This window comes from Pantoea sp. GM_Pan_4 (assembly GCF_026541005.1).
Classification (GTDB): domain Bacteria; phylum Pseudomonadota; class Gammaproteobacteria; order Enterobacterales; family Enterobacteriaceae; genus Pantoea; species Pantoea dispersa.
The window spans coordinates 586,288-598,202 of sequence record NZ_JALNUZ010000002.1 but is presented as its reverse complement, the minus strand read 5'-3'; the positions used below and the strand labels follow the sequence as shown (position 1 = coordinate 598,202).

14 protein-coding genes are annotated in these 11,915 nt (G+C 57.8%); 8 read left to right on the top strand and 6 right to left on the bottom strand.

From position 1 onward, the window contains the following. Nucleotides 1-74: 74 nt before the first annotated feature. Entirely contained in the window at nucleotides 75-635 is a 561-nt protein-coding gene (gmhB, locus tag OXR61_RS08775; RefSeq protein WP_021507462.1) for a D-glycero-beta-D-manno-heptose 1,7-bisphosphate 7-phosphatase, read from the bottom strand. Between the two features lie 188 nt (nucleotides 636-823). Here gmhB and metN point away from each other — a divergent pair, with 188 nt between their 5' ends. The 6 genes from metN (at nucleotide 824) to proS (ending at nucleotide 6,397) form a co-directional block, all read left to right on the top strand. Beyond that, nucleotides 824-1,855 (top strand): methionine ABC transporter ATP-binding protein MetN, encoded by a 1,032-nt coding sequence (metN, locus tag OXR61_RS08770; RefSeq protein WP_021507463.1) that lies wholly within the window; start codon nucleotides 824-826, stop codon nucleotides 1,853-1,855. Continuing rightward, entirely contained in the window at nucleotides 1,848-2,501 is a 654-nt protein-coding gene (locus tag OXR61_RS08765) for a methionine ABC transporter permease MetI (protein WP_021507464.1), read from the top strand. Before metN ends, OXR61_RS08765 begins: the two co-directional genes overlap by 8 nt. Before the next feature lie 37 nt (nucleotides 2,502-2,538). Next, nucleotides 2,539-3,354 carry a MetQ/NlpA family lipoprotein gene (locus OXR61_RS08760; protein ID WP_021507465.1) on the top strand — a complete coding sequence of 272 codons (816 nt, stop codon included), beginning with the start codon at nucleotides 2,539-2,541 and terminating at the stop codon, nucleotides 3,352-3,354. 127 nt (nucleotides 3,355-3,481) lie between these two features. Further along, nucleotides 3,482-3,883: an Rcs stress response system protein RcsF gene (gene rcsF, locus OXR61_RS08755; protein WP_021507466.1), complete on the top strand. Its 402-nt coding sequence runs from the start codon at nucleotides 3,482-3,484 to the stop codon at nucleotides 3,881-3,883. Beyond that, entirely contained in the window at nucleotides 3,880-4,587 is a 708-nt protein-coding gene (tsaA, locus tag OXR61_RS08750) for a tRNA (N6-threonylcarbamoyladenosine(37)-N6)-methyltransferase TrmO (protein ID WP_021507467.1), read from the top strand. Before rcsF ends, tsaA begins: the two co-directional genes overlap by 4 nt. Before the next feature lie 91 nt (nucleotides 4,588-4,678). Continuing rightward, a complete protein-coding gene (gene proS, locus OXR61_RS08745) occupies nucleotides 4,679-6,397 on the top strand; it encodes a proline--tRNA ligase (protein ID WP_021507468.1) in 1,719 nt (572 codons plus the stop codon). 32 nt (nucleotides 6,398-6,429) lie between these two features. Here proS and arfB read toward each other — a convergent pair whose 3' ends face one another. Further along, on the bottom strand, nucleotides 6,430-6,840 hold the full coding sequence (arfB, locus tag OXR61_RS08740; protein WP_021507469.1) for an alternative ribosome rescue aminoacyl-tRNA hydrolase ArfB: 411 nt from the start codon (nucleotides 6,838-6,840) through the stop codon (nucleotides 6,430-6,432). Nucleotides 6,841-7,056: 216 nt separating this feature from the next. On the opposite strand from arfB, the gene OXR61_RS08735 reads away from it, so the two are divergent. Both OXR61_RS08735 and rof read left to right on the top strand, forming a co-directional pair. Continuing rightward, the gene (locus OXR61_RS08735; protein ID WP_021507470.1) at nucleotides 7,057-7,257 is read left to right on the top strand and encodes a YaeP family protein; all 201 of its coding nucleotides are present in this window, start codon (nucleotides 7,057-7,059) and stop codon (nucleotides 7,255-7,257) included. Beyond that, the gene (rof, locus tag OXR61_RS08730) at nucleotides 7,244-7,507 is read left to right on the top strand and encodes a Rho-binding antiterminator (RefSeq protein WP_021507471.1); all 264 of its coding nucleotides are present in this window, start codon (nucleotides 7,244-7,246) and stop codon (nucleotides 7,505-7,507) included. The genes OXR61_RS08735 and rof overlap by 14 nt, the downstream gene beginning before the upstream one ends. Before the next feature lie 39 nt (nucleotides 7,508-7,546). On the opposite strand, the gene OXR61_RS08725 is transcribed toward rof, so the two are convergent. From OXR61_RS08725 to OXR61_RS08710, 4 genes are all read right to left on the bottom strand, one after another. Then, complete coding sequence (locus tag OXR61_RS08725; protein ID WP_031279691.1) at nucleotides 7,547-7,855, bottom strand: cytochrome c; 309 nt, start codon at nucleotides 7,853-7,855, stop codon at nucleotides 7,547-7,549. A gap of 15 nt (nucleotides 7,856-7,870) precedes the next feature. Continuing rightward, nucleotides 7,871-9,169: a tRNA lysidine(34) synthetase TilS gene (gene tilS, locus OXR61_RS08720; RefSeq protein WP_021507473.1), complete on the bottom strand. Its 1,299-nt coding sequence runs from the start codon at nucleotides 9,167-9,169 to the stop codon at nucleotides 7,871-7,873. A 54-nt stretch (nucleotides 9,170-9,223) separates the two neighbouring features. Then, nucleotides 9,224-9,613, bottom strand: coding sequence for a VOC family protein (locus OXR61_RS08715; protein ID WP_021507474.1), 390 nt, complete (start codon nucleotides 9,611-9,613; stop codon nucleotides 9,224-9,226). A gap of 75 nt (nucleotides 9,614-9,688) precedes the next feature. Beyond that, a complete protein-coding gene (locus tag OXR61_RS08710; protein ID WP_021507475.1) occupies nucleotides 9,689-11,839 on the bottom strand; it encodes a lysine decarboxylase LdcC in 2,151 nt (716 codons plus the stop codon). Between the last annotated feature and the right edge of the window lie 76 nt (nucleotides 11,840-11,915).

Genomic DNA, 11,915 nt, shown 5'->3' with positions numbered 1-11,915 from the left:
CGAACTTATGGAAGCGCAAGTGCAAATTTCAACTTTTTTACTGTTCGCTTAAGATTTGTGCAGAAGGCCTGATTTCAGGCCTTTTTCATGCGCGCCGGCAGTTCTGCGAGACTATCAATTACCCAGTCCGCGGCCGCTTCGCCTTCGGCGGTGACTGGCTTACCGCTGCGCACCAGCACTTTGGTTCCCACGCCTGCCGCCTTTGCTGCCAGCATATCTTCCAGCTTATCGCCCACCATATAAGAAGCTGCCATATCGATGTTCAGGTGTTTCTGCGCCGAAAGCAGCATGCCCGGTTGCGGCTTGCGGCAATCGCAAGTCTGGCGGTACTCCACGACCGTTGCATCAGGCAGATGCGGACAGAAATAGATGCCGTCGAGATCGACATCGCGATCGGCCAGCGACCAGTCCATCCACTCGGTGAGTTGCATAAACTGATCTTCGGTAAACATGCCGCGCGCGATGCCAGACTGGTTGGTCACCAGCACCAGCGCGTAGCCCATCTTCTTTAACGCCTGCAGCGCTTCAATGGTGCCATCAATAAACTGAAAATTATCGATCTCATGAACATAGCCGTGATCGACATTCAGGGTGCCATCACGATCGAGAAAAATAGCCGGGACTGGGTTCGCCACGTAGAAACTCCTGCTGCAAATAGTGCCGCGCAGTATCGCATGATTGCGCGTACCGTGAGAATGGCAGATTGAATGACTTTGATTGATTTAGCCGTCTGGATGCCTTACCATCCATCCAGATTTCGCCTGCCCCGGCGGCGCGAAGACCGATACACCACGGACAACGCAACACGATAACAATTAAACTAATGATTAAACTCGAAAATATCACCAAAGTGTTCCAGCAGGGTTCACGCACTATTCAGGCGTTGTCAAACGTTAGCCTGCACGTGCCTGCCGGACAAATTTATGGCGTCATCGGTTCATCCGGTGCCGGTAAAAGTACGCTCATCCGCTGCGTCAATCTGCTGGAGCGCCCGACATCCGGTCGCGTGCTGGTTGACGGTCAGGATCTCACCGCGCTCTCTTCCGGGCAGTTGACGCTGGCGCGCCGCCAGATTGGCATGATCTTCCAGCACTTCAACCTGATGAACTCCCGCACCGTGTCGGGCAACGTTGCGCTGCCGCTTGAGCTGGGTAACCTGTCACGCGAGGCGATCAAAAAGCGCGTCAGCGAACTGCTGGAGCTGGTCGGTCTGGCGGACAAACACGACAGCTGGCCGGCGAATCTGTCCGGCGGTCAGAAACAGCGCGTCGCGATTGCCCGTGCGCTGGCCAGCAATCCGAAGGTCCTGCTGTGTGATGAAGCCACCAGCGCACTGGACCCGGCCACCACCCGCTCGATTCTGGAGCTGCTGAAAGACATCAATCGTCGTCTCGGTATCACCATTCTGCTGATCACCCACGAGATGGATGTGGTGAAACGCATCTGCGATCAGGTGGCGGTGATCAGCAACGGCGAACTGATTGAAAAAGACAGCGTCAGCGAAGTGTTCTCGCACCCGAAAACGCCCCTGGCCCAGCAGTTTATTCAGTCAACGCTGCATCTGGATATTCCGGATGATTACCAGCAGCGCATGCAGGCGAGCGCGGGCACCGACAGCGTGCCGCTGCTGCGGCTGGAGTTCACCGGTAAATCGGTGGATGCGCCGCTGCTGTCAGAAGCCGCGCGCCGTTTCAACGTCAATAACAACATTATCAGTGCCCAGATGGATTACGCCGGTGGCGTGAAGTTCGGCATCATGCTGGCCGAAATGGACGGCAGTGAAACAGATACACAAGCCGCTATTGCCTGGCTGAAAGAAAATCATGTGAAAGTAGAGGTGCTGGGTTATGTCTGAAGCGATGCTGTGGTTACTGACGCGTGGCGTCTGGGAAACGTTGATGATGACCTTCGTCTCTGGTTTCTTTGGCTTTGTGCTTGGCCTGCCGGTTGGCGTACTGCTGTACGTCACGCGTCCGGGGCAGATTCTGGCCAACACTGCGCTGTATCGCGTGCTGTCAGCCATCGTCAATATTTTCCGTTCTATTCCTTTCATTATCCTGCTGGTGTGGATGATTCCGTTTACCCGCGCCATCGTCGGCACCTCTATTGGTCTGCAGGCGGCCATCGTTCCGCTGACCGTGGGCGCAGCGCCGTTTATCGCCCGTATGGTGGAAAACGCGCTGCTTGAGTTGCCGACCGGACTGATTGAAGCCTCGCGCGCCATGGGTGCCACACCGCTGCAGATCGTGCGTAAAGTGCTGCTGCCGGAAGCGCTGCCAGGGCTGGTGAATGCCGCTACAATTACCCTGATTACGCTGGTGGGCTACTCCGCCATGGGTGGTGCTGTGGGCGCGGGCGGTCTGGGCCAGATTGGCTATCAGTATGGTTACATCGGCTATAACGCCACCGTGATGAATACCGTGCTGATTTTGCTGGTGGTGCTGGTGTATTTAATTCAGTTCTGTGGTGACCGCATCGTGCGTGCGGTATCACATAAATAAGCAAACAACATCAATAGTCCTCTATTAAGGAAAGGATATGTCTTTCACATTTAAAAAGATTGCCGCTGTGGGTGCTCTGATTGGCGCGATTGCGCTGGCAGGATGCGATCAGAAAGAGAAAGATCCCAACCACATTAAAGTGGGTGTGATTGTCGGGGCTGAACAGCAGGTTGCGGAAACTGCCGTGAAAGTCGCGAAAGAGAAATACGGTCTCGATGTTGAACTGGTTACCTTTAACGATTACGTGCTGCCTAACGAAGCGCTGAGCAAAGGCGATATTGACGTTAACGCCTTCCAGCACAAGCCGTACCTCGATCAGCAGATCAAAGACCGCGGTTACAAACTGGTGCCGGTCGGCAACACCTTCGTTTATCCGATTGCCGGCTACTCGAAAAAAATCAAATCGCTGGATGAGCTGCAGAACGGTGCGCAGATCGCTATCCCGAACGATCCAACCAACCTCGGTCGTTCTCTGCTGCTGCTGCAGAAAGTGGGCCTGATCAAACTGAAAGATGGTGTGGGCCTGCTGCCAACCTCACTGGATATTACTGAGAATCCAAAGAACCTGAAGATTGTTGAGCTGGAAGCGCCACAGCTGCCACGTTCACTGGACGATCAGCAGATTGCGCTGGCGGTGATCAACACCACTTACGCCAGCCAGATTGGCCTGACCCCGGCGAAGGACGGCATCTTCGTAGAAGATAAAGACTCGCCGTACGTGAACCTGATCGTTAGCCGCGAAGACAACAAAGACGCGGAGAACGTGAAGAAGTTTGTTGAGGCTTATCAGTCAGACGAAGTGTCTGAAGCCGCCAACAAAATCTTTAACGGCGGCGCAGTGAAAGGCTGGTAATTATCCCTTTCATGCGGTGCAGGGCGGCTTCGGCCGCCCTTTCTATTTCAGCATGTGGCAGCTGACTTGTTATTTCTGGTCGTCCTTGTTTCAATAACGCCACTTTTTATTACATGAGGATGTTGCCATGCGTTTTTTACCGCTCTGCTTGTTGGCATTGATGCTGACCGGGTGCGTGCGTGAATATCACCCAATAAGCAGTGCTCCGTCTCGCCCGCAGCAATCAACCAGCGAACCTCAGCGCAAACCGGCTGCGCGTCCGGCCCCGGTGAAGATCTATACCGATGCGACCGATCTGGTCAGCAATCCGTTCCGCGACCTGGGCGAAGTGTCGGGTGATGATTGCCAGAGCAGCACCCAGGACTCGCCGCCGAACCTCAATACCGCGCGTAAACGCCTGCAGATTAAAGCGGCCGGCATGAAAGCCAACGCCGTGCTGCTGCACAAGTGTGAAATTGTCTCCAGCACGCCAGGCTGCTATCGCCAGGCCGTATGCCAGGGCTCCGCGCTGAAAGTCTCCAATCAATGAGTGAATTTGCCTTTGCGCAAATCGGCGTGATCCGTTCGCCGTGGAAAGAGAAATTTGCCGTACCGCGCCAGCCGGGTCTGGTGCAGGACGGCGGTGGCGAACTGCATCTGCTGGCGCCGTACAATCAGCCTGAAGCGGTGCGTGGACTGGAGGCATTCAGCCATCTGTGGGTGCTGTTCGTCTTTCACCAGACCATGGCCGGCGGCTGGCGCCCAACTGTACGCCCGCCGCGCCTCGGCGGTAATGCCCGCATGGGCGTTTTTGCCACCCGCTCGACCTTTCGCCCCAATCCTATCGGCATGTCGCTGGTTGAGCTCAAAGGCATCCGCTGCGAGCAGCAACAGGTAGTTCTGCAATTAGGCAGCCTCGATTTGGTGGACGGCACCCCTGTGGTGGATATCAAGCCTTACCTGCCCTTCGCCGAAGCGTTGCCTGAGGCGCGCGCGGGTTTCGCTCAGAGCGCGCCCGACGCCAGCATGCCGGTGCGTTTCTCCGCGCAGGCGCAGCAGCAGTTGCAACAGCAGCAACGCCACTACCCGCAGCTGGCGCGCTTTATCACTGAAGTGCTGGCGCAGGATCCGCGCCCGGCTTATCGCAAAGGTGAAAGCCCTGGCCGTGAATATGCCGCCTGGCTGCTCGACTTTAATGTGCGCTGGCGCATTGACGCGGCGGGAACCGAGGTGATCGCGCTCGATCCGCGCTAAAACAAGCTTTTGAGTGACGGATCTCGCTGGTACACTAGCCGCCAGCAAATTTTTTGTTCGTATCCTTCCGTACAACTGGAATCGTAAATTAATGCGTACTACTCAATATCTGCTCTCCACCCTGAAGGAGACGCCTTCCGATGCTGAAGTGATCAGCCACCAGCTGATGCTGCGCGCCGGTATGATCCGCAAACTGGCTTCCGGTCTCTATACCTGGCTGCCGACCGGTATTCGCGTGCTGCGAAAAGTTGAAAACATCGTGCGCGAAGAGATGAACAACGCCGGTGCGATTGAGATCTCAATGCCGGTGGTTCAGCCAGCCGATCTGTGGGAAGAGAGCGGTCGCTGGGAGCAGTACGGCCCGGAGCTGCTGCGCATTAAAGACCGCCACGAACGTCCGTTTGTGCTGGGTCCGACCCATGAAGAAGTGGTCACCGACCTGATCCGCAACGAGCTGAGCTCCTATAAGCAGCTGCCGCTCAACGTCTATCAGATCCAGACCAAATTCCGTGATGAAGTACGCCCGCGTTTTGGCGTGATGCGTTCGCGCGAATTCATCATGAAGGATGCGTATTCGTTCCACACCTCGCAGGAGTCGCTGCAGGAAACTTACGATGCGATGTACCGCGCCTACAGCCAGAGCTTCAGCCGCATGGGGCTGGATTTCCGCGCCGTACAGGCCGATACCGGTTCGATTGGCGGCAGTGGCTCGCATGAGTTCCAGGTGCTGGCGCAGAGTGGTGAAGATGATGTGATCTTCTCCAGCGAGTCCGATTACGCGGCCAACATTGAGAAAGCCGAAGCGCTGGCTCCTGCCGGTGAGCGCCCGGCGGCAACGCAGGCGCTGACGCAGTTCGCTACGCCAAACGCGAAAAGCATCGCCGAGCTGGTCGAACAGCACCAGATCCCGGTAGAAAAAACGGTGAAAACGCTGATTGTGAAAGCCAGCGAAGAGAGCGGTCATTCGCTGGTTGCGCTGCTGTTACGCGGCGACCACGAGCTCAACGAAATCAAAGCCGAGCATCTGGACATTGTGGCCGCGCCACTGGAAATGGGCAACGAGGAAGAGATTCGCGCCGCCATCGGTGCCGGTTTTGGCTCTCTCGGTCCGGTCGGTCTGACCATCCCGGTGATTGCTGACCGCACCGTGGCAAAAATGAGTGACTTCGCGGCAGGCGCCAACATTGATGGCCAGCACTATGCCGGCATCAACTGGGGCCGCGATCTGCCAGAAGCACGCGTAGAAGATATTCGTAACGTGGTAGAAGGCGATCCGAGCCCGGATGGCAAAGGCGTGCTGATGATTAAGCGCGGCATTGAAGTCGGCCACATCTTCCAGCTCGGCACCAAATATTCGGACGCGATGAAAGCAGCGGTACAGGGTGAAGATGGTCGCAATCAGATCATGACCATGGGCTGCTACGGTATCGGTATCACCCGCGTCGTGGCGGCGGCTATCGAACAGAACCACGACGAGCGCGGGATTATCTGGCCAGCGGCGCTGGCACCGTTCGAAGTGGCGATTCTGCCAATGAACATGCACAAATCCTTCCGCGTGAAAGAGCTGGCGGAACAGCTGTACAACGAGCTGCGCGCCAAAGGCATCGATGTCATTCTTGACGATCGTAAAGAGCGTCCGGGCGTGATGTTCGCCGATATGGAACTGATCGGCGTACCGCACACTATCGTGATTGGCGACCGCAACCTGGATAACCAGGAGATCGAGTACAAAGCCCGCGCCGCCAGCGAGAAGCAGATGATTAAGCAGCACGACATCGTCGACTTCCTCAGCCGCGCCCTCAACAAGTAATCCCCTGACGCCTCCTGCCGGAGGCGTTTTTTTTAGCGCAGCTTGCCGCGCAGCGCCTTCACATTGCTGCGTCGTGATTTACCTTCCAGCCGCCGCTCTCGGGACGCCCGCGTCGGGCGCGTCGCGCGGCGCACTTTCTCCACCGTCGTCAGCTCGCGTATCAGGTTGATCAGCCGCTGCAGCGCCGCTTCGCGGTTCATCTCCTGGCTGCGATACTCCTGCGCTTTGATAATCACCACGCCATCGGCGCTGATCAAATGGTGGTTCGCCTCCAGCAGCCGCTGTTTATAAAACGGCGGTAGCGACGAGGCGTGAATATCGAAGCGCAGATGGATAGCGGTCGACGTCTTATTGACGTGCTGGCCGCCCGCGCCCTGAGCGCGAATGGCACTGAGCTCCACTTCATTGTCCGCAATTGAAACACTACGTGACAGCACAATCATCTGCCACCTGCCGTTATCAGCGCGGTTGTATCCGGAAATAACCTGTTCATCAACTTAACCTTTTGTGCGCCGCCAGGCTGGCTGAGACCAGTGCTGGCTGTCACTTTTTGCCCTTTCTTTGCCACCTTCCCTGCGCCCCCTGGCTGATTTCCAGCGAACCCCTGTGATATAGTCGCATATCAACCAGAGTATTGATGCTCTGCTGAGGAGGTGTATGTGCAAAAGTATTGTGAGTTAGTTCGCCAGAAGTATGCCGGGATTGGCAGCGGCGACCTGGGGTATGTGCCAGACGCGATCGGATGCGCACTGAAAGCACTCAATGATATTGCCGCTAATTCTGCGCTAAACTCTTCTGTCAGGGAACAGGCAGCGTATGCCGCTGCAAACTTATTGGTGAGCGACTATGTTGACGAATGAAGCCTACAAACCCATCAACTGTGATGACTACGACAACCTCGAGCTCGCCTGTACCAAACACTGGACGCTGTCGCTGGAGCTCAAAAACGGCGACCAGCTGAAAGCGAAAGCCGTGGACATGGTCTCACGTAAAAACGTCGAGTATCTTGCGGTCGACCTCTCCGGTGAAACGCGCGAGCTGCGTCTCGACCACATCGCCAGCTTCAGCCATCCTGAGCTGGGCACCGTTATCGTCAGCGAAGACGAATAATCTCTCCCCGGGCGGGAAAGCTGTTCCCGCCCACCTCGCTTAAGGCTGCAGCGAAGCGTAGTACGCCGCTAAATCATCCATATCCTGATCGCTCAACCCGGCAACAAAGGCTTTCATCACCTCTGCCTGACCGCCACTGCGCTCGCCTTTTTTGTAGGCCTGCAGCGAATGCAGCAGGTAGGGCGCATGCTGCCCGGCCAGATTAGGGTAAAGCGGCACCGCGCTCTTACCTTCCGCGCCATGGCACGCCATACAGCTGGCGGCTTTCTGCGCGCCAGCCTTGACGTCGCCCTGCGCAAACGCCGGCAGCGCAGCAGCCAGTAGCGCCGCGACAATCCACTGTTTCATCATTGCTGTTCCTTTTTAGGGTGTTGACCAGATCGCCTGCCAGCCTTGCGTCTCGCCCGCCGCGCCTGCGCAGGTGACAAACAGCCCGGGCGCAGCAATCAGCGTCTGGTTGTAGTAAATCAACGGAATGCGTTCGCGCTGCCACGGCGGGACGCCCAGCTCCTGCCACAGTTTTTTCATTTCGCGACCACCAGCCCGGCCGACAACATGGTGATAGCCGCGGGCCTGAAAGCGCACAATAACCTGCTCATCCGCCGCCGGCTGGCGCAGTTCCGCCTGCGCCGGGCTGGCGCGCAGTTCACCCAGCCCATCAGGCAAAATTAATGGCTGCGTCAGCGGCTGCCAGGTTAGCGAGTGCTGACTCAGTGAGTGCTGTCGCGGCAGCCAGTAAAGCCGCTCCCGGTAGCGCCGCAGTTCGTGCGCGCCAAAGCGCAGACACGGCTGCGCATCTTCACGGCTGTGCATCACCTCGTCGGTAATGCGCTGCAGCGCGTCGCGCGCGGGCATTGCGCCACCGCGTTCGCCTATCCAGCGCCGCAGCAGCGCGTGCCGCCGTGCCTCGCTACAGGCCAGCAGCGGCGGAAAACGCAGCGCGCCCTGGGCATCGGTCAGCTGCGCCAGCTGCTCGCTGAGCAGCTCATCCAGCAGTTGCTCCTGCTCACCGCATAGCGCTGCGCTGCGGGCACTGGCCGCGCTGAAGTGCGGCCAGCGCGCCTGCAGCAGCGGCAGCACGTCCTGGCGCAGGAAATTGCGATCGTAGCGACGGTCAGCGTTGCTCTCATCGTCAATCCAGTCCAGCTGGTGCCCGACAGCGTAAGCTTCCAGCTGCTGACGGCTGAGGTTGAGCAACGGGCGCAGATGCCAGCGGCCGTTAACCTGCCGCTGCTGCGGCATCGCCGCCAGACCCGCCGGACCGCTGCCGCGTTTCAGCGCCAGCAGCAGCGTTTCAGCCTGGTCATCGAGGTGCTGAGCAGTAAGTAAGTACTCACCGGGTTGCAGGTGAGTGAATAACGCCTGATAGCGCGCCGTGCGGGCTGCGGCTTCGATACCGCCGGCGCGAGCGTCCACCTGCACGCGCAGCACCTCGCAGGGAATGTGCCACTGCTGACACTGCTGCTGGCAGTGCGCCGCCCAGCGATCGGCGTTGGGGCTTAAACCATGATGCACGTGTAATGCGCGCACGCGCAGCTGCGGCTGCTGGCGTTGCCAGCTCACTAACTGATGCAGCAGAACGCTGGAATCGAGCCCGCCGCTGAATGCCAGCACGCAGCGGGCATCGGCTGGCAGCAGCGCAGCAAGATGAGAAAAGGACATGCACGCATTCCGTTGAGGTGAACCGCCGGATTGCGGCTCACTGCGCGCGCTATTTTACGCCTGATACAGCTCCAGCGGCAAACCATCCGGATCGGGGAAGAAGGTGCAGACTTTACCGGTGAGAGCATCGATGCGGATCGGCTCGCACACCACGCCCTTTTCTGCCAGCGCGGCAACCGACTGTTCGACATCATCCACACAAAACGCCAGATGGCGCAGCCCGCACGCTTCCGGCCCGCTGACGCGCGGCGGCGGCGCAGGAAACGAGAACAGCTCAATGGTATAGACGCCATTAAGGCCAAGGTCGCCTTTCCATGAGTCGCGCTCAGCGCGATAGTATTCGCCCAGCAGCTCAAAGCCCAGCACGTCGCAGTAAAACGCCTTACTGCGCTGATAATCGGTGGCAATAATGGCGATGTGGTGGATCTGTTTTATCTGCAGCATAGCGGCTCCGAAAGTATTCTGAGCCGCTTAGCCTACGTGCCCGGCGCGGCGCTGAAAAGAGGCAATTATCTGAAGTTAGCGCACAGGCTCGTCACGCAGCACGCGCACCAGATAGCGACCGTCGTCGGTGAGCGTGGCACCGTGAATATCCGTTTCAAAGCCGGGATAGTGCCGCCCGATGGTACAGAGCATCAGCAGGAAATCCAGCACCGCCCGGCTCTGTTCGGTAATCATCTCGCCCGGCATCACCAGCGGCACGCCTGGCGGATAAGGCAGGATCATGTTGGCTGAAATCCGCCCAACCAGCTCGCGAATGTCCACGGTTTCCACCTGCCCCTGCACCTGCCGCTGAAACGCCTGGTGCGGCGTCATCTTCATCTCCGGCAGAACGTCGAATGCCCGCAGCATCAGACGCGGCAGATCGTGCTGCAGGATCAGCTGATGAATGCCCTGCGCCAGCGTCTGGATGCGCATGTTACGGTAGAAGTCAGGATCTTCAGCATAGAGATCCGGCAGCATGTTTTTTACCCGCAGATTGAGATCGTAGGCGCGTTTAAACTCCGTCAGTCCGCGCAGCACGCTCATCGCTTTGGTTTTATCAATGCCAATGCTGAACAGGAACAACAGGTTATACGGTCCGGTCTTCTCCACCACGATGCCACGCTGGTCGAGGAATTTCGCCACCAGCGCGGCCGGAATGCCCTCTTCCGCCATCTGGCCCAGTTCGCTCATGCCCGGCGTAAGTATGGTGACTTTGATGGGATCAAGGTACATATGATCGCGATCGGCGTGGGTAAAGCCGTGCCACGCCTCGTCGCCCGGCTGAATCGGCCAGCATTCGGCTTCATCCACCTGCTCCGGCTGCCAGATATCAAAGAACCAGCCGTCAGACTCTTCGCGCAGCCGCTGGATCTCGCGGCGAAAATGCAGCGCGCGCTCCACCGAGCGATTAATCAGCCGCCGGCCCGGATTACCGCGCAGCATCGCCGCCGCGGTCTCAATCGAAGAGACGATCGCGTAGCTCGGCGAGGTGGTGGTGTGCATCATGTAGGCTTCGTTGAAGGTGTCGTGATCGTAATCGCCCTTGATGTGAATCAGCGACGCCTGTGAGAACGCCGCCAGCAGTTTGTGGGTCGACTGGGTTTCATAGATCACTTTGCCGGGAATGCGCTCGCCGCTCATGCCGCTTTTGCCGCTGTAGATAGGGTGAAAATTGGTGTATGGCACCCAGGCAGAATCGAAATGAATGGACGGCACGTCCAGCGTCTGTTTGATGTATTGCGTGTTATACAGCAGACCGTCGTAGGTTGAGTTGGTGATGACCGCATGCACCGGCCAGCGGGCGCGCGGTGTGTCGTTAACTTTCTGCTGGATGCTGTCGCGGGTGAATTCGCGCTTAGGGATGCCACCCAAAATGCCCAGGGCGTTGCGCGTTGGTTTGAGCCAGATGGGGATGATGTCGCTCATCATCAGCAGATGAGTCAGCGATTTGTGGCAGTTGCGGTCAATCAGCACCGTGCTGCCGGCCGGTGCGGCGTACATTCCGACGATTTTATTTGAAGTCGACGTGCCGTTGGTGACCATATAGCTCTGTTCAGCGCCAAAGGTACGCGCCACATACTCTTCTGCTTCGAGGTGCGGACCGGTGTGATCGAGCAGCGAGCCCAGTTCGGTGACCGAGATCGATACATCCGCTTTCAGCGTGTTGGCGCCGAAGAAATCATAGAACAGGCTGCCGACCGGGCTTTTCTGAAACGCCGTGCCGCCCATGTGGCCCGGCGTGCAGAAGGTGTATTTCCCCTCTTTGACGTAGGTGAACAGCGCTTTGGTCAGCGGCGGCATAATTTTGTCGATGTACTCATCGGTGTACTGCCGGATATGCAGTGCAATATCGTCAGCGGCGTTGAGCGCGTATTCGAAGAAGTGCAGCGCCATGCGCATTTCATTAATGCTGACATCCATCTGCGAATGGGTGTTGATGAAGGCATACAGCGGCAGTGATTCGTTAAGCTGATTGATGTCGCTGCACAGCGCCAGGCTGTAGTCGTCCCAGTCAAATATCACCCCGCAGACGCGCGGGTTGTGTTCAATCAGTTTCAGCAGGTCGCTGGCATTGTTGGGATAAACGGTCTGGAAACCCTGCAGCTTCAGCGCCGCGTCCAGTTCGCGAATCGGTTCATCTTTGTAGAACGCGCCGTGCGGTCCCATGATCGCAATAATATTCAATGCTCACCTCCTGTGGTGTTGTGGCACGGAATAAGGATAGCGAAAAGTGGCGGGTGAATGTTCCGGAATCGCGCCG

Excerpts from the sequence above, each read along its gene's own strand:
- metN (WP_021507463.1), top strand. The coding sequence starts at position 824 with ATGATTAAACTCGAAAATATCACCAAAGTGTTCCAGCAGGGTTCACGC.
- OXR61_RS08765 (WP_021507464.1), top strand. The coding sequence starts at position 1,848 with ATGTCTGAAGCGATGCTGTGGTTACTGACGCGTGGCGTCTGGGAAACG.
- OXR61_RS08760 (WP_021507465.1), top strand. The coding sequence starts at position 2,539 with ATGTCTTTCACATTTAAAAAGATTGCCGCTGTGGGTGCTCTGATTGGC.
- rcsF (WP_021507466.1), top strand. The coding sequence starts at position 3,482 with ATGCGTTTTTTACCGCTCTGCTTGTTGGCATTGATGCTGACCGGGTGC.
- tsaA (WP_021507467.1), top strand. The coding sequence starts at position 3,880 with ATGAGTGAATTTGCCTTTGCGCAAATCGGCGTGATCCGTTCGCCGTGG.
- proS (WP_021507468.1), top strand. The coding sequence starts at position 4,679 with ATGCGTACTACTCAATATCTGCTCTCCACCCTGAAGGAGACGCCTTCC.
- arfB (WP_021507469.1), bottom strand. The coding sequence starts at position 6,840 with ATGATTGTGCTGTCACGTAGTGTTTCAATTGCGGACAATGAAGTGGAG.
- rof (WP_021507471.1), top strand. The coding sequence starts at position 7,244 with ATGTTGACGAATGAAGCCTACAAACCCATCAACTGTGATGACTACGAC.
- OXR61_RS08725 (WP_031279691.1), bottom strand. The coding sequence starts at position 7,855 with ATGAAACAGTGGATTGTCGCGGCGCTACTGGCTGCTGCGCTGCCGGCG.
- tilS (WP_021507473.1), bottom strand. The coding sequence starts at position 9,169 with ATGTCCTTTTCTCATCTTGCTGCGCTGCTGCCAGCCGATGCCCGCTGC.
- OXR61_RS08715 (WP_021507474.1), bottom strand. The coding sequence starts at position 9,613 with ATGCTGCAGATAAAACAGATCCACCACATCGCCATTATTGCCACCGAT.